Origin of the sequence: Cerasicoccus maritimus, assembly GCA_031296935.1 — a bacterium.
Taxonomy (GTDB): Bacteria; Verrucomicrobiota; Verrucomicrobiia; order Opitutales; family Cerasicoccaceae; genus Cerasicoccus; species Cerasicoccus maritimus.
On record JAVDPD010000003.1, the window covers coordinates 246,262 to 261,853 of the forward strand.

General features: G+C 56.0%; 13 protein-coding genes, 1 tRNA gene and 1 other RNA gene. 11 read left to right on the plus strand and 4 right to left on the minus strand.

Annotated features, from left to right (window positions below; translation table 11 throughout):
* The first annotated feature begins 414 nt into the window (after positions 1 to 414).
* Positions 415 to 3,954 carry a hypothetical protein gene (locus tag RBB62_RS02830; RefSeq protein ID WP_309396808.1) on the plus strand — a complete coding sequence of 1,180 codons (3,540 nt, stop codon included), beginning with the start codon at positions 415 to 417 and terminating at the stop codon, positions 3,952 to 3,954.
* Positions 3,944 to 4,684 (plus strand): hypothetical protein, encoded by a 741-nt coding sequence (locus tag RBB62_RS02835; RefSeq protein ID WP_309396810.1) that lies wholly within the window; start codon positions 3,944 to 3,946, stop codon positions 4,682 to 4,684. Before RBB62_RS02830 ends, RBB62_RS02835 begins: the two co-directional genes overlap by 11 nt.
* A 1,301-nt stretch (positions 4,685 to 5,985) precedes the next feature.
* On the opposite strand, the gene RBB62_RS02840 is transcribed toward RBB62_RS02835, so the two are convergent.
* Positions 5,986 to 7,098, minus strand: coding sequence for a PfkB family carbohydrate kinase (locus tag RBB62_RS02840; protein WP_309396813.1), 1,113 nt, complete (start codon positions 7,096 to 7,098; stop codon positions 5,986 to 5,988).
* A gap of 168 nt (positions 7,099 to 7,266) precedes the next feature.
* Here RBB62_RS02840 and RBB62_RS02845 point away from each other — a divergent pair, with 168 nt between their 5' ends.
* The 3 genes from RBB62_RS02845 to RBB62_RS02855 are packed head-to-tail and all read left to right on the plus strand — an operon-like array spanning position 7,267 to position 9,112.
* Positions 7,267 to 8,016 carry a MotA/TolQ/ExbB proton channel family protein gene (locus RBB62_RS02845; RefSeq protein ID WP_309396916.1) on the plus strand — a complete coding sequence of 250 codons (750 nt, stop codon included), beginning with the start codon at positions 7,267 to 7,269 and terminating at the stop codon, positions 8,014 to 8,016.
* Between the two features lies 1 nt (position 8,017).
* The gene (locus tag RBB62_RS02850; RefSeq protein WP_309396815.1) at positions 8,018 to 8,434 is read left to right on the plus strand and encodes an ExbD/TolR family protein; all 417 of its coding nucleotides are present in this window, start codon (positions 8,018 to 8,020) and stop codon (positions 8,432 to 8,434) included.
* A 3-nt stretch (positions 8,435 to 8,437) separates the two neighbouring features.
* Entirely contained in the window at positions 8,438 to 9,112 is a 675-nt protein-coding gene (locus RBB62_RS02855) for a DUF374 domain-containing protein (RefSeq protein ID WP_309396817.1), read from the plus strand.
* 53 nt (positions 9,113 to 9,165) lie between these two features.
* Here the strand turns inward: RBB62_RS02855 and RBB62_RS02860 are convergent, their stop codons facing one another.
* On the minus strand, positions 9,166 to 9,633 hold the full coding sequence (locus tag RBB62_RS02860; protein ID WP_309396819.1) for a hypothetical protein: 468 nt from the start codon (positions 9,631 to 9,633) through the stop codon (positions 9,166 to 9,168).
* A gap of 156 nt (positions 9,634 to 9,789) precedes the next feature.
* Between RBB62_RS02860 and ssrS the strand changes: the two genes are divergently transcribed.
* The 3 genes from ssrS (at position 9,790) to RBB62_RS02875 (ending at position 11,417) form a co-directional block, all read left to right on the plus strand.
* Positions 9,790 to 9,966, plus strand: a non-coding RNA gene (gene ssrS / locus RBB62_RS02865) — 6S RNA.
* Between the two features lie 40 nt (positions 9,967 to 10,006).
* Positions 10,007 to 10,531: a hypothetical protein gene (locus tag RBB62_RS02870; protein WP_309396822.1), complete on the plus strand. Its 525-nt coding sequence runs from the start codon at positions 10,007 to 10,009 to the stop codon at positions 10,529 to 10,531.
* Positions 10,532 to 10,736: 205 nt separating this feature from the next.
* Positions 10,737 to 11,417, plus strand: coding sequence for a PEP-CTERM sorting domain-containing protein (locus RBB62_RS02875; protein ID WP_309396825.1), 681 nt, complete (start codon positions 10,737 to 10,739; stop codon positions 11,415 to 11,417).
* A gap of 120 nt (positions 11,418 to 11,537) precedes the next feature.
* On the opposite strand, the gene RBB62_RS02880 is transcribed toward RBB62_RS02875, so the two are convergent.
* Positions 11,538 to 11,614, minus strand: a tRNA-Asp gene (locus RBB62_RS02880).
* 190 nt (positions 11,615 to 11,804) lie between these two features.
* Between RBB62_RS02880 and RBB62_RS02885 the strand changes: the two genes are divergently transcribed.
* From RBB62_RS02885 to RBB62_RS02895, 3 genes are read left to right on the plus strand one after another with little or no spacing between them, the layout of a single operon-like run.
* Complete coding sequence (locus RBB62_RS02885; protein WP_309396827.1) at positions 11,805 to 12,884, plus strand: vWA domain-containing protein; 1,080 nt, start codon at positions 11,805 to 11,807, stop codon at positions 12,882 to 12,884.
* Positions 12,885 to 12,927: 43 nt separating this feature from the next.
* Positions 12,928 to 13,359 (plus strand): ester cyclase, encoded by a 432-nt coding sequence (locus tag RBB62_RS02890; RefSeq protein WP_309396830.1) that lies wholly within the window; start codon positions 12,928 to 12,930, stop codon positions 13,357 to 13,359.
* A 1-nt stretch (position 13,360) separates the two neighbouring features.
* The gene (locus tag RBB62_RS02895; RefSeq protein ID WP_309396832.1) at positions 13,361 to 13,888 is read left to right on the plus strand and encodes a DUF2059 domain-containing protein; all 528 of its coding nucleotides are present in this window, start codon (positions 13,361 to 13,363) and stop codon (positions 13,886 to 13,888) included.
* Between the two features lie 76 nt (positions 13,889 to 13,964).
* On the opposite strand, the gene RBB62_RS02900 is transcribed toward RBB62_RS02895, so the two are convergent.
* Entirely contained in the window at positions 13,965 to 15,272 is a 1,308-nt protein-coding gene (locus RBB62_RS02900; protein ID WP_309396834.1) for an aminopeptidase P family protein, read from the minus strand.
* Between the last annotated feature and the right edge of the window lie 320 nt (positions 15,273 to 15,592).

Here is a 15,592-nt window from a genome sequence, read left to right on the forward strand (position 1 = left end):
AAGAGCTTGAAAAATCGTCGGACAGTGCGTCGCGCGGTGGCATCAAGCTGGGTGTATGGGAGGAAGGCATTTTGATTATAAAGCGTTAGGCTTCAACCGAAAACTTTTCCTCGATATTTTCTTTGCTTATCACCTCACCATTCAGTCCTCACTGAGTAGGCTGGATTCTCCAGAGATAACATGAAGTTCAAAATGGGTGCAATCTGTTGCGTAGTCGCTGGGTTGAGTCTCGGCATCGAGTGCCGATTATACCAATGTAGAACTTGATCCACTTCAGTAGACGAATCTAAGCCGTGCTTCAAGCCAGTGAGCACATCAGCGATGGAACCAACACCCCTTTCTCATCGGGTTTCTCCCGACGCCCCAATGGTCAGACGAGGCTTCGCCTTAGTGCTGTCCCTGGTCATGCTAGCCATGATTTTTCTTTTGATCTCGACCTTGGTCACGCTGACCCAGATCGAAACGCATTCCAGCACCGTTCAAGGTTCCCAGACGAAGGCCCAGCAAAACGCCCTGTTTGCGCTCAATACTGCCATTGGCCAATTGCAGCGACATTCAGGGCCGGATCAACGGGTAACTGGCCAGGCGGATATCGTCATTCCAAGCTCCGTGACTGTGGCAAGCAACGCGACTGGCGAGGAGGTGCGCGACCAGCTTGACACTTATTGGAATGCGCAGCGTAACCGCCACTGGACTGGTGTTTGGAAAATGAAGGAACAGACCGATCCTTTCGATGCCAACAATCCAATCGCCAGTAGTGCCGAACCCGAACTCCAGACTTGGCTGGTGAGTGGCAATGAAATTAATGGCGACGTTAAGGACCCCAGCTACTTGCCGACGGACGCTGTGACCGGCCTGAGCGATGGCTCCAATGCATATGAGTTAATTGCTGGCGTGGGGACAGATTATCGCTTGCTCGTCAGCCCGGGGCAGGGCGTAGGCGCCGAGGCGCTGAAGCGCGCAGTTACCGTGCCGGAAGTTGCATTGTATAATGAGGCGGGCGCCGTTAACGGCCACTATGCCTGGTGGGTTGGCGATGAAGGCGTGAAAGCCCGCATCAACCTCATCGATCCGTATGATGTCGCGATCCCGACGGCTGAGGAAAAACTGCGCCGTCTTTCCGCCGCGCAACGCACGGTCGCGGAGGCAATTGTCTCCGATAGTGAGGACTCCATTGCGACTTATTACACGCCCAATGCAGCGCGACTCGACGAAGCACGTGACCTTTCGGACATGAGCTTGTTGCTCGCCGATGTGGTCAACCGCGATGCTTACAACGAGATACTCCAGGAAAGCTTTCACGATGTGACACTGCATTCCGAAGGCGTGCTGGCCGATGCCAAGGACGGCGGCCTGAAGCTGGACTTGTCTTACATCTTCGGCCAGACTACACAGGCAAATATGCGCGCCGCGATGGACGCCGGCATGGGCGCAAGCGTCACCAACACGCATGACGGCGTTAGCCGCGTGTTAACCACGGATTTCACCAAGTATGCCGAAATACCCACTAATGCGTCCAGCGGCGGGAAGTACAACCCCGCGCTTGATCCCGGCATGTTCACCTACACGCCTACTTGGGAGCAGTTGTGGTCCTACTACCACATGGGTGCGGAGACATCTCAGCTGCCGGTCGGGGTCTTTAACAATATTGGTCAGGCTGTGCCTCGTGTGCATACGAAGACCGAGCATGGCATTTCCCCGATCGTGACGCAGGCAAAGCTCTTTTTCCGTTTGCGGATCAATAGCACGATCAAAATTGAAGTCGTGCCGCTGGTCGTGCTGGCCAATCCGTATTCCGTGCCGCTGGCGCCAGCGGAGTATCAAATTGCTTTTGAGGACGGCTCGAAATTCAGTAGCCCGACGCTGAAACTCAAGTCTGGCAGCCCGGCAAACCCCAGTGCGGACCCGCAGGACGGCAATGGCGCAGATTTCCCCACTACGCTGTACACGCTCGACGATGCTGGGTTAACGAGCATTCGCTTCACCATCGATTGCGAGAATGGCATAGGTGCGGGAGAAGCGCAAATCTACATGCTTGATCAGCTCTCGGAAACGCTTCCGGATAAGAATGCCTCCGGCTCCACCAAGCTGAAGTTCAATCCGGTCATGGTTGCGGGTTATTCGCCAGACTCTCATTTGGTCTACGATACGGGCCTCACTATCCCCGAGGAAGACACGCACGTAACGCTCTACATGGATGCGCCCCGTTTGGGGGCTCGCCTTTACCTGGGAGTAGATATCGATGCCGGGGAAGCAATGGTGGATAGTAAGCTCTTACATTGGGTCAACGGTTGGAGCTACAGTGGTGATCGCTTAAAGTCAGCATATGTCGTTTACCCGACTTCGGGGCCGACGGAGCTGGTGTCTGAAGTCTTCAAGGAGGGCGGCGGCGCATTTTTTGCCCTTTACGATGTCTATTTCAACAAGGATTGGCTGTTGCATTCAGCGCTGTTTTATCAGCAGAACTACCGCACGAATATCATCGATGGGCATCATGGCTACACCGGTAGCACTCACCTGAAGGAGTGGGCTTACTTACGTGGTAAAGACGGCTCGCCCAACAACGAAAAATATCTCGGGGCGCATTTACTTCGACCCAGCGGCGATCTTTATCATGCGCGTTGGGGCGTGATCAATACCGGTGTCGCCAATTACGACAGCACGGCGCCTTCCATGTTTAACACGCCCGATGTCGGCTTGCAGAATTTCCTCTACGATGTCCCCTCGGGCGATGTGCCGCTGACCTCGCTGGGCCAGCTTCAGCACTTCAACACCTCGGCTTACATTGATCGCAATAGCTGGTGGAACTCCTATGTCAACGGTCGCAAGGTCAGTGAGACAACCACCGTGCAGTCCTGGCAGATGAATTACCCGATTGCCAATTCCTACGCTCACCCGCGGGTCGACCGCCAGAAGGTCATCAACAACATGTACTCCGGCTACCACTACGATGGCTCTTACCTGTGGAACGATATCTTGTGGGATCGCTTTTACTTCTCCACCTATCCGACGACTGGCGATTTCGACTTCAATACGGATATCCTCGTCAATTCGCGCTTCCACCCCTTCCGTCCCGAGGATGAGGTCGCAAGTGACGTCGAGGAAAACTTCCGCGGTCCGAGTGGCTTGCCCACCTTGGAAAACACCCGCATGGCTGCACAAAACTTGCTGGTTGCCGGCGCCTTTAATGTTAATTCGACTTCGCGCGACGCTTGGCGCGCTGTGTTCTCTGGTTTGCGGGAGGCCAAAATCGGTTCGGAAACCAACTCCAGCAATTTAACCGCGCCATTCCCGCGCAACCTCCATCTCACTGGCAGCGCGGAAAATTCCCAGGCGGCTGACCACCCCAATGGCTGGGTTGGCTTCCGCAATTTGACTCAAAGCCAGATCGATGATTTGGCCGATGAGATGGTCTTGCAGGTTCAACTGCGCGGGCCCTTTCTTTCCTTGGCGGATTTCGTGAACCGCAAGCTCGTTGAGTCAGGTGATGATCCAAATGATCTTGGCGTCAGCGGCGCCCTGCAATCGGCGATTGATGCCGTAGTCAATCAAACCAGTGAGCTTACCCTGAGCTCGGGCACAGATGCCGACTACGTAACCGAGCTTGTCTCGTCTAGCTCAAACACTACGGTCGATCCGGATTTCCGCCTGCCTTCCGTCGCGGGCTACCCCGGCTACTTGCTCCAGGGTGATGTGCTCTCGGCGATTGGCCCGAGCCTTTCAGCCCGCTCCGACACCTTCCGCATCCGCGCCTATGGCGACTCCACCAACGCGCTGACTGGCGAGGTCGATTCCCGCGCCTGGTGCGAAGCCATTGTCCAGCGCCTGCCCGATTATGTCGACGGTGGCAATTTGCCTTACGAATCCGGCACTAATTTGTCTAGCGACAACGAAACCTTTGGTCGTCGTTATGCAATTGTCTCGTTCCGTTGGTTAACCCCTGATGAAATTTAAAAACATGTTCGCCCGCTCGATCCTTTGCTTCCTCACCCTGCTGGCTCTGTCCGCCTGGCTGCGTGCCCAGCCAGTTCAGACCGGGGTGGAGGTGCGTTTCCTGTTTCTCGACGAATCGACTGGCCATTACGAAGCGGAAATCAAGGGCAAGACGCTCCTCATCAACCGCTACCCATACTCGATCAGCGATCCGCTGGAGGTCAGCGTGGGCGAGCGCATCCCGGTCTATCGTGTCACGGAAACACCCGAGGGCCCGCAGCGCGTCCAGATTGCCGACGTGCCGGCGGGCAGCGAGTCAGGATCGATCCTGGCCGTGCTGGCGCCGCGCCGTCCGACAGCGGAATCATCTTTGGCTTACGGTGTGAAAACTTTTGACAGCGACCCGGATGACTTCCCTGTTGGCAGCCTGCGCATTCTCAACCTGGGGCGCTCGACGGCGGCCTTTGCCTTGGGCCCGGAGCGCGTGTTGATCAAGCCCGGCGAGTCCCATGTGGTCGACCCGCAACCCGACCGCAAAAACCGCTTTTTTGCCCGCATCGCCGAGCGCACTGACGATGGTTGGGAAGTCCGCTACGACAACGTGGAAATCCTCCGCCCCGGCGAGCGCGTGACGGGCTTGTTTGTTTACTCGCCCTCGGGCATGAAACACACCTTCACCGAGGCCGAGCTCGAGGTCTCCGGCGACCCGCCTCCCAGCCACTACTGGCTCACCTACACCGAGCGCCTGTAGCGCCCGCTGGGCTAGTTGAACGAGGATCGAGCAAGACGTTTTTCTTTTGAACAGAAGGCAGCAAAGAGCGCAAAGCCTCGGGGCAACTTCTTTGCTGCCTTTGCTGCCTTCTGTTCAAACACTGTGCTTTGCTTGGCCCGCGCTGATTGGTTGCGTGCTGCCGGGTCTCAACGCGCCATGCTTGGCATCCAGTTGCGTTTCGAGAGTGGTCTCTGCGCCTCAGCGCCTCTGCGGGAAATTTCTAGCGCATTGATTTGTCCCGCAGAGGCGCGGAGACGCAGAGGCGATCATGCCGGTTCACGCGAAGAGGTGTCCCGAGTTTTTTCAAAAAACTTTTCCCGGGCGCTTGTTTTCTCAGCGGGATTGGGTGGTTTCGCTATTAGTTAGCACGAGTCACTATTAGTGAGAGCCACTGGCTAATAGCGAGCAGCTCTAAGTGGCGCCGGAAATTCGACATAATGCCGAAAAAGTGCCCCACCGAGCCAATGTAACCAACTGAGCCTGTGTAGCCCGTGCAGTCATTGGCAGTGGAGGGGAACGGTGGTAAAATAGTTGGCATGATGACGGCGTCGCGCGCCGCCACCTTTAACTTTTCTTCATTATGAAAACGATCCACCGCCAGAGTCGCCGTCCGCCATAGCGGGCAGGGCAGTTAGTTGAGGCAATGCCGTCGGCGAGCGCATTCGTTCGCAGGCGGGCTTTGAACCGTGGGATGGGGCCCATTCGCAGGTTGGCTTGGTGTAGACAACCAGCACGCGACGCCCCGAGGTTTTAATTCGGCTGCGGCCGGCAAAGTCCGCCTCCGATTATGCCAGTTTGCGCTCCGGGCATTGGTGTCGAGGTCCAGCTATTTGCTGGCCCAGGTATGGGCGCGTTTGCGCGCCAGGCCGCCCGCAGTTTGCGTTTCTGCAAACGGATGGGTGCGCTGTGTTCTTTGATAATTAGTTGAGCAGGTTTTACCCCCCCCCCGGCCCCCCTGCGGGGCGCCGGGAGGAAAAAGATTAAAGGAAAAAGGAAAAAGTGACCGTGCGCGAAGTTGCGATATGGAGTGCGCCAGTCCTCTGGCGCTTTTGGCATTTTGCGCAAACGGAGAAGGTTTTCGTCTGCCTCATTCCATTCGAAAGCGCCAAAGGGCTGGCGCACTCCACATCCGGGCGGCATTCGTTGTTCGTTGCTTAAAACTTAACTCCTAAAACCTAAACCTCCCACGCACCGTGTGGCCCAACAAAAAGGCCCGGCCAAAACTGACCGGACCTTTTTCCTTTAAACTTTTTCCTTTAATCTCCCGCGCGAGCGCGGGCTTATTCCCACTCGCCGAGGAAGCGGGTGACGTCGCTGAGGTTGGGGCTCTTGGCCGTGCGAACGTAGAGGCCAGAGAAGCAGACTGCCGTCGTCAGGCAGGCTTCGGGGCTGAGGCCAATCAAGCGGCCACACATGAAGCCGGCGTTGAAGTGGTCGCCAGCGCCAGTGGTGATCTTTGGCTTGTCGCAATACGGGCCCTTGACCCACCACGAGCCATCGCGCGTGGCGCAGGCGGCGGAGTGAGTCGGGTGGACGACGACGCAGGAAATATCGAGCTCTTGGCGGATGCGGGAGGCGAGGGCCTTGAGGTCATCAGGCTCTTCGGTCGGCTCGGGCAGGCCGAGGACCTTGGCTACCTGGCGACCTTCGCTGTAGTTGAGGCCGAGCGTCACCGCGCCATACGGCTGGAAGCGGGTAATGGTCTTGAGCACGCTGTGGATGTCTCCCTCGGAGCGTTTGGCGGGGTCGGCCAGGTCGAAGAAGAACTGGCGGTTGTCGCCGGGCCCGATGTTGGGCAGGACCTTGTCGACCATGTCATTGAAGAACTCGCTCAGGCGCGGTAGCATGGTCCAGTTAACGAGGGCAATGAGATGGGCTTTGGCGCAGGCGTCGAGGAAAGCGCCTTCACCCATTGCGGCAACGATGTGTGCGTAGTCGACTTCTTCGAGGGACGCCATGTCGCCAAACATGAGCTTACCGTCAGTGAACTCTGCGGCGGTGGTGATGCCAGGGTTGGTCACGGAAACGGCGTCGGTCTTGGCGGCAAATTCTTCGAAGACCGCGTGGATGTTGGGGTTGCCGAGAGCGCCGACGTAGCGGACATCGACTTGGGCACCGAGCATGGCGTTGGCCATGATGGGGCCATTGCCGCCGAGTTTTTCGAGCATCTGGAACATCTCGATGTTGGCGCTGTGGCCAGCGGCGGCGGAGATGCGGGCGCCGAACTCGGCGATGGTCTCGATGCGGTCGAAGTCTTCACCCATACCGTGGCGTTGTTTAACGGGGTGGACGATCTTGTCCACAAATCCGTCAAAGCCAATCAGGGCCTTACGCGAGCTAATGCTGCCCGCTTTTTCACTTAGTTCTTCCAGGGTACGGTCATGAGGTGTCATGTCGCCGCATTGTGAGACAGATTACGCGAAGGTGAAGCACGAATTTTACGCAACTAATAAAAGATTAGATTACGTAATCAGACGTGTTAGCACCAAATTGTTCGAGAAAATGGCCTCTGGCGGAATTTGATTTTGCCAGTGCGGGGGTAAGGCGTTTGCGTTGTGGCCATGCCGATTGAGTGGTCATCCATCACGCTGGTGCTGGCGCAAAGCGACGCCGGCCCGAACGTCTTTACTTACTTTGGGCAGTCGAACATTGCGGGCAAATGCATCATCCTGGCGCTGGCGATCTTTTCGATCCTGGCCTGGTCGGTGATGATTGGGAAATACCTCGACCTGTCCCGCCTACGTTCGCTGAACCTGAATTTTGAGCGAAAGCTGGCCGACGTAAATTCCATCCTCGCGCTCAACCTGAAGGCGCAAGCCGCCGGTCTCGGGCCTTATGCCATGCTGGCTCATGGCGCGGTGACCGCCTACCGTCGCTACGCGGGCGGCTCGGGCGCAGGCGCGGTACGCATCCGCATGGGGCACGTGGAAAACTCCCTCCAACGCGGCGTGGCGCAGCAGACGATGAAGTATGAGTCGAAGATGGTGCTGTTGGGCTCGATCGTCACGGGCGCGCCGTTCCTTGGCCTGCTGGGCACGGTGTGGGGTGTGATGGACGCCTTTGGCTCGATGGCCTTGCAGGATTCCGCTTCGCTGCAAAACCTGGCCCCGGGCGTGTCCGGCGCGTTGTTGACGACCGTTGCCGGCCTGCTCGTTGCGATTCCGTCCGTTTTTGGCTACAACTTTCTTTTGACGCAGACCAAGCTGCTCGTGACCGAGCTGGAGAACTTCGCCAGCGCGCTGGCGGACCGCATCGAGCTGGAAATGCAGACCGAAATCGACCAGGCTCAACCGGAGGAGGAAGACTACTAAGATGGCCCGTACGTTTCGTCGCAAGCAGAGCATGGAGGCAGTCTCGGAGATCAATGTGACTCCGCTGATCGACCTCGCGTTTGCCCTGTTGATCATCTTTATGATCACGACGCCACTGCTGGAGCAGACCATCCCACTTAACCTGCCCAAGGAAGATCAGCGCGATCAAGGCGCTCGCCCAGACGTCGAAGTGCAGGTGATTTCAATCGAGAAGGACGGGCAGGTTCATTGGGGCACGGAGCCGGTCAGCATGGCCAAGCTCGATGAAATGCTCAACCGCTTGGCTGCACGCGCCGAGCCGCCGGTGCTGAGCATCCGCGGCGATGCCGACATCGACTACCAGCACATCATCGACGTGCTGAACCTGGTGAAGAAGCACAAGCTGACCCGTATCTCGCTGGACACGGCGGTTCGTTAAGTGATGGCTGAGGAAGCACGAGAGCCCGCGCCCAAGCGCACGGTGCGCAGCTTGTCTGGCTGGAATTTGCTGGCAGTCGAGGTTTTGGCGTTCATCACGCGCATGTGGTGCGCGAGCCTGCGCATTAAGATCGATGAGGAAACGCGTGCTGTGATGGCCGACCCCGCGGCGACAGTCTTTGTCCTGTGGCACAACCGCTTGTTTGGCATTGGCGAGGTGCATCGACGCTTCCGCCGTCCGCATGTGGACCGACCGATTTTTGGGCTGATTAGCGCGAGTAAAGACGGCGCTTGGCTGGCGGCGTTTTTTGAGCGAATCGGCATTCAGGCCGTGCGCGGCTCGAGCAGTTGGCGTGGCATGCAGGCGGTGCGTGAGTCGGTAAAGGTGCTCGACGAGGGCGACCTCGGCATCACGCCTGATGGGCCGCGTGGACCATGCTACGATTTCAAGTCCGGCGCTGCTTTGATTGCGCGCAAGGCGAACTCCCGCGTAGTGATCCTGAGCTTGAATTATGGTCCATCCAAGCAGCTGAAGAGCTGGGACCGCTTCTATATTCCATGGCCCTTCACGCGGGTGGAATACATTGCGCGTGAGGTGGAAATAAAAACGAGCGGCCCATTGGAGCCGCTCGCTGAAGAGCTAAAGTCTAAGATGACTGCAATTACTCGCGACCGCTAATCCGAAATCGGGACGGTCGCGCAGCAACGCGCAGGAAACAGAAATTCGTCTGCTTAGAATACCGGGCGGAGCACCGCGGTGGAGCCGGCGGCAACCGTCATATTTTCGCCCTTGGCCCAAGTCTTGTCGTTGAGGACAAACTTGAATTCAAGCCCTTCGGCGGCGTCGGTCGTGGACCAAGTCCACTTGCCATCGGCGCAGTCCATGGCGATGCCCTTAGTCCAGCCGAGAGGACCGCCTTCGCCGCGCAGATAAATGACGTTGCCCCAACCTACATCAAGATCGGCCACGATCGTGGTGAGGGGAGGTGTGCTGGCAGCAGACTTGGCGGGCGCTTCGCTGGCCGCCTTTTTGACGGTCTTCTTAACGACCTTTTTAACTGCTTTCTTTGCCACAGCCTTTTTGACCGGAGCCTTCTTTGCTGGGGCAGCAGCTTTCTTAGTCGCGGTCTTCTTGACAGCGGTTTTTTTAGTAGCCGCCTTTTTGGCGGGCGCTTTCTTTGCAGTCTTTTTGGTAGCCATACTTAGGTTCAGTATTGATTATGATTGGCGGTAGACGGATTTAATTTTGTAGCAGGTACAAAGCCAACTTCAAGTGCAATCCATGACGATGGTTCATTTTACGCAGCGTCGATTTCCCTTTGCAAAATCGTTAGAATGCCGTAGCGTAAAGAATGGAATCTTCTTCTGTGCACGAGACCTCGTCATGCTCTTCTCCTTTCTAATCCTACGGGAGCTTGCCGCCAGACGGTGACGGTCAAGCCGTAAACCGGAAGACTAGAGTCGTCTGGAAAGCACCCACCTTGATACTTGAGGTAACAGAGCGTTCGCTATATCGGTACAAGCAGAAGGTTCCTTCACTTTCTTTCCAACTCAAATACAACAATTACGCGCCATGCTAACCGACAAGGAACGCCGCCCGCTCATCTTACGCAGTAACCGTTTTCTTGGATCCGCCCTGGTTGAGCGGGAACTCATTAAAACGGAAGACCTCGAAGCCGCGAATGAGAAGCTGCTTGAGGCGGTGCAAAGCGGCAATATGCGAGGCGCGAACTTGCTCAACATTCTCCTCTTCGACATCAAGGCGATTGATGAATCTTTGTTAGTTGAGGTGATTACTGAAGATGAGTCCCTGGGGCTGATCGACCTCACGCATTATGACATGGCCAAGTTCCGTGAGATCGATGCGGACATCGATTTGTGCTACGCCACATACACGGTGCCCTTTGACCGCGTGGAGGACTTTACCATGATCGCTACGGCCTACTACCTGAGTAAGCCCACGATCCAATATTGGGAGGAGGCTATCGGCGGGAACATCATTTGGTATGTGTGTTCCGTGGCTTCGATTGCGGAAGCCATCGAGCGCGCCTCGCAACTGGCGAGCTCGGAGGAAGTTGCGGTCAAGGAAGGTTCCTAGCGTCGGCTTCCAGTTGTTTAAAGGATAGCACTGCCAGCAATGCGCAGCGGGTTTTTTATTTGCTTAATTTTGCCCTGTTCGCGCCGATGGGTTTTGAGTTGGAATCAGTTCGGATATAGCTGCTAGCGCGCTTATCCAATTGGCTGATTTTTACTTAATTATATTCATGCGAATAGACTCGTTCGCAAACCCTCCAACCCCAAACATGACACATCGAATCTTTCTTCCTCTGCTCGCCTTGCCAGTCGGAGCGCTCAGCTCTAATGCTGCTGTTTCAAGCTTTTATGTAGATTTTGGCCCGGGCAACAACACGACCGTCGGCAACTATAACAATGTTACCGTGACGGGCGTGAGCGAATCCTCGCAGTCCTTTACGCTGGTGGATTCTGAAGGCAGCTCCGCAGATAACTATGGCTTTTCCGCCACTAGCGCCGACCAGCTCTCCGGGACTAATGACGCGACGAACCTAACACCCTACACGACGCCCTTTGAGCTGACCGCCAACCAGGACTCCATCTATTTTGACAACGGCGAGACGATGACCGTTACCCTGAGTAATTTGGATGTCGGCCTCACCTACGACCTGACGATGTTCAGCTCGCGTGCATCAACCAGCAGTCGCATTACACAATTTGAGCTAACCGCTGGCACACTTAGCGGCAACACCGTGGTGCAACTGCAGACGATGAACAATCAGGGTAACACGGTCGGTTTCTCCGGTGTGACACCCGATGTCAGTGGCAACATTACCTTCGAGGTTCAGCAAAATACCAGCTTTGGCTACATCAATGCCCTGGAGATCACTGCGGTTCCCGAGCCCTCAACCTACGTCATTTTGATGGGCGTATGTGGGCTAGGCTTTGCGCTGTGGCGTCGTCGGCAGTAGGCATCGTCTTTGGCGAATTCATTTTGTGCAGGGCGATTTCTTCCAGAGGTCGCCCTGTTTGTGTATGAATTTCAGCGCACAAAAAATCCGCAAATCTGAGACTTGCGGATTTTTTGAAAATGGCGGGATGGACGGGACTCGAACCCGCGACCTCCGGCGTGACAGGCCGGCGTTCTAACCAACTGAACTACCACCCCTTGAAGTGGGAAAGATGGTGAAAGTAGGGTTCCGGGCAGATTCGTCAAGCCGTATTTGGAATATTTTTTTGATTTTTTTAGGAGGGCGCTTGAAAGCCCTTTTTGTAACGATTCTTCAACGTCGATAGAGATTCCCGCTATCTCGCTTGCCGATCGGCCCGGTAGTTGCTTAATGGCGGCCACAAAACCCATGGAAGAAGCCCACGCGACGAATGATCCCAGCGAACGCCGCCTTGACGAGCTGCGCACCCAGCGCCTTGGCAAGCGGGGCAAGTCTGGCGCATTTTTGGCCGCCATCGTCATTCAGGCGCTGCTGGTGGCCCTCACGATCGGTGTGGTCGTCATTGCGCCCAAGTTGACCGAAGACCCGGCTTTTATTGCCAAGAAGACGATATACCTGCCGCAGCGCGAGTTGGAGCACCAGGCTGCGTTGGCGGAATTTGAATCAGCGGCCAGTGCTCCGTTGACGGTGGATAAGCTGACCACTGAGTCCCTGCTCTCGGATCCACTGCCCGATATGCCGACTTTGCCAACGACCGAATTTGCCCCTTTTGAGAGCGAGAACCCGATGCCCAATGCGCAGGGCCTGCTGCAAGGCTCTGGTCTTGGGAATGCCTTGGCGGGCCTCAATGCCGGCGCCTCGGAGGTTAATTACTTCGGCATTCGTGAGCAGGCGCGCCGCTACCTAATCCTTATCGATACCTCGAACTCGATGTTTGAGCGCACGCGCCAGGGCGAGCTCCATCGCTTTGACTTTACCACGATCAAGGATGAGTCTGTTGAGCTCATCAGCAAGCTCAATGCGAACACGCTGTTTAATGTCGCAGTTTACGAGGGAGGTTCGATGGCGTGGAAAGAGTTTCTGGTGCCGGCTACGGTGGCCAACAAGCAGGAAGCGACAGCCTGGGTCCGCGCAATAGAAGAGGACCCAAGCGTCAGCATTGGCTCGCGTCGTGGCGGTGGCCCCAAGCTGATGGAGGGTGGGGGCACACGTTTGGATACCGGGCTCAAGCAGGCTTTCAGTTTTGAGCCGGAGGTGATCTTTATCGTGACCGATGGCGAAATCAACCGCGGGAACTTCGACACCATTACCGAAGATGAAATCCTAGATCTCATCAAGGGACTACAGGAGGCCATGCCTGAGAAGACACGCATTCACGTGATTCAATACGAGACTGCGGTGGCGCGCGATCACGAAGTCGACACGATGCGCGCTATCGCCTCCAGAAACAAGGGGCGTTTTCGTAAGGTGAAAGCAAAAGAGTTGTAATGTGCTGTGGCAGTTGCTAGCTGTTAGTTTTCCTCTGTTAATAATGACCCCCATTGAACTTACTCAACTTTGGCATGAACGCGTCTGGAACCAGGCAGACGAGTCAGCTATCTACGAGATGCTGGGCGAAAACGCTGTTTTGGAAGGCTTAAATCTTGCCGAGCCAGGACCTGCCGGATTTGTGCCGTTTCATCGTGGTATTTTAATGAGCTTTGAAGGTGCTCATATTGAGATTACCCAGTTGATTGAACAAGACGGCGTGGTCGTGGGCCATGCGGTGTTTACTGGCATTCACCGGGCCTCGCAATCTCCCGTCACAATCGAATTTAGCCTCTCGGTGCGCTGGGAGGATGGCAAGATTGCCGAAGCCAAGAATGTCGTGGACTACCTGCCAATGCTCAGTCAGCTTAAGCTTTTCAGCCAAGGAGATCTTGGCGCCGCACTGGGCTTAATTCCGCCTGAATCCAAAGATTAACATGATGAAAAAACTCTTCCTCCTGCTCTTCACTGCCGCCTTGGCGCTCAACGTCCATGCTGATGAGGCTGGCCACCGCGCTGCTGCTGAAGAGTTATACAATGAGATGAGCCCGAAAGAGACGGTTTTAACCTCTTTCATGGCGTCCTACGAGCCCTACATGCAGCAGATCGCGCAGATGGGCGTGCCAGCCGAGGCCGTGGCTCAGATTCGCAAGGAGGGTGCCTCGCTCGCAGAAAAGATCGCCAATGATCCAGAGCTATCCAAGAAGATGGTTGCTGTTTACATGGAGACCTTCACTGAGTCCGAGCTTAAGGAGATCATCGCGTTTTATAAGACGCCCACTGGCCAAAAGGCGCTGAAGCAACTGCCAGTTCTTTTTGAAAAAGGCGCCGTGATCGGTCAAGAAATTGCCATGAAATACATGCCTGATTTCCAGGAAAAGGTGCAGCAGATTATGCAGTCTGCCATGCTTGACCAAGCGCCTGCCCAGTCTGCGCCTGCCGAGCCTGCTGCGTCGGGAATGTAGTCGAGCATTGCCTGGCTGGAAACAGCGGCAAATTGCCGCTTCTGCGTTGGACTCTTCAATTGCCCAATGGGCAAATCTAACTGCTTTGCAGGATGCAGGCTTCGATCTCTTCGGCTTCTAGAGGGACGTCGGCGCAGAGATCGGTGTTGCCATCTTTACCGACGAGGAAATTGTTTTCGAGGCGAATGCCGAGGCCTTCCTCGGTGATGTATATGCCGGGTTCAATCGTAAAGACCATGCCTTCGGCCACAACGCCATCTGTCGGGCTGACGTCGTGCACGTCGAGCCCCAGGTGGTGCGAAACACCGTGCATGAAATACTTGCGAACGGGGTCTTTCGCGAGCGGCATGTCCGCAGTGCGCTGCTTTAAATCCTCGGTTGTGAGCAGCGCCAATCCAACAAGCTCCTCGGCCATGCGATCGTAAACCAGGCGTGTGTAGTCCTTGAGCTGGATGCCCGGGCGCAGCACTGAGTCTGCGTATTTAAACACGCGGAGCACGGCGTCGTAAACAGCGCGCTGTCTTGGCGTGAAGCGGCCATTAACGGGCACGGTCCGCGTGAGGTCGGCATTCCAGTTGCCCCACTCGGCTCCGATGTCCATGAGGATCAAATCGCCGTCCTGACAACGCTGGTTGTTCTCGATGTAGTGCAAGCAAAGTGCGTTGGCGCCGCTGGCGACGATGGGTGTGTAGGCAAAGCCACGCGACCGCGCGCGAAGGAATTCGTGCTGAAACTCCGCCTCGATTTCCCACTCGCCCACGCCGGGCCGGATGAACTTTAAAACGCGCTCGTAGCCGGCCTTGCTGATGGCGATGGCCTGCCGCATCATGTCGATTTCCTCGGGCTGCTTGATGGCGCGCAGCTCAGTGATCAGCGGCGCCAGGCGCCCGTAATCATGGAGCGGGAAGCGCTGTTTGCACTCGGCGACAAAGCGGTCGTTGCGCGTCTGGGTGACGGCGTCCGCGCGTGGATGTTCATTGGTTTCAAGGAAGAGCGTTTTGGCCTGAAAAGCGAGGCGGTTGAGCTCGCCATCGAAGGCCGAAGTCAGCTTGACCGAGCCAATGCCGGATAGCGACGAAGCCTGTTCGATGGTGAGCTTTTCGCCTTCCCAGACGCGCAGGTGCTCGGTCGTCTCGCGGACAAACAATATGGCGCGGTCCTTCGCGTCGGCTGCGTCGGGAAAGAGGATTAGCACGGTGTCTTCCTGGTCGATTCCACTGAGGTAATACAGATTGGAATTCTGCTTAAAGGGCATCACGCCGTCGGCATTAGTCGGGTAAATATCGTTGGCGTGAATCACGACCATCGTGCCCGTTGGCAAGAGCTGGGCCAGGCGTTCGCGGTTGCGGATAAAGAGTGCTGCAGGTGCAGGATCGTAACGCATGTCATTAGTTAAATCCACAAGCCGGCCGTTAGCCAAGATTGAATCTTCATCGCTCACTGGTTGGCCTCTATCGCTAGCGGGATGCACTTTTGCTAACTAAGAATATACAAATCCGACATGATCGTTGCGTTGGGCATTTGTCGCTTGGCTTTTGTCGAATCAAAGTATTGATTAATAAGCATCAGTTTGACGCACTTTAAGCATTTCCTTTAGCGTGTTAGGCAGGAAGCCCTAAAGTTAAACGAACGAAATATCCAGACCATGATTAAACTACCCCAGTATTCTATTTTAGTTTCCGCTCTCACTCTGGCAGGTGTCGG

Bases quoted from the DNA above. Each gene is read 5' to 3' on its own strand.
- RBB62_RS02895 (WP_309396832.1), top strand. From the start codon at position 13,361: ATGATGAAAAAACTCTTCCTCCTGCTCTTCACTGCCGCCTTGGCGCTC.
- RBB62_RS02830 (WP_309396808.1), top strand. From the start codon at position 415: ATGATTTTTCTTTTGATCTCGACCTTGGTCACGCTGACCCAGATCGAA.
- RBB62_RS02900 (WP_309396834.1), bottom strand. From the start codon at position 15,272: ATGCGTTACGATCCTGCACCTGCAGCACTCTTTATCCGCAACCGCGAA.
- RBB62_RS02850 (WP_309396815.1), top strand. From the start codon at position 8,018: ATGGCCCGTACGTTTCGTCGCAAGCAGAGCATGGAGGCAGTCTCGGAG.
- RBB62_RS02885 (WP_309396827.1), top strand. From the start codon at position 11,805: ATGGAAGAAGCCCACGCGACGAATGATCCCAGCGAACGCCGCCTTGAC.
- RBB62_RS02870 (WP_309396822.1), top strand. From the start codon at position 10,007: ATGCTAACCGACAAGGAACGCCGCCCGCTCATCTTACGCAGTAACCGT.
- RBB62_RS02890 (WP_309396830.1), top strand. From the start codon at position 12,928: ATGACCCCCATTGAACTTACTCAACTTTGGCATGAACGCGTCTGGAAC.
- RBB62_RS02840 (WP_309396813.1), bottom strand. From the start codon at position 7,098: ATGACACCTCATGACCGTACCCTGGAAGAACTAAGTGAAAAAGCGGGC.
- RBB62_RS02845 (WP_309396916.1), top strand. From the start codon at position 7,267: ATGCCGATTGAGTGGTCATCCATCACGCTGGTGCTGGCGCAAAGCGAC.
- RBB62_RS02855 (WP_309396817.1), top strand. From the start codon at position 8,438: ATGGCTGAGGAAGCACGAGAGCCCGCGCCCAAGCGCACGGTGCGCAGC.
- RBB62_RS02860 (WP_309396819.1), bottom strand. From the start codon at position 9,633: ATGGCTACCAAAAAGACTGCAAAGAAAGCGCCCGCCAAAAAGGCGGCT.
- RBB62_RS02875 (WP_309396825.1), top strand. From the start codon at position 10,737: ATGACACATCGAATCTTTCTTCCTCTGCTCGCCTTGCCAGTCGGAGCG.
- RBB62_RS02835 (WP_309396810.1), top strand. From the start codon at position 3,944: ATGAAATTTAAAAACATGTTCGCCCGCTCGATCCTTTGCTTCCTCACC.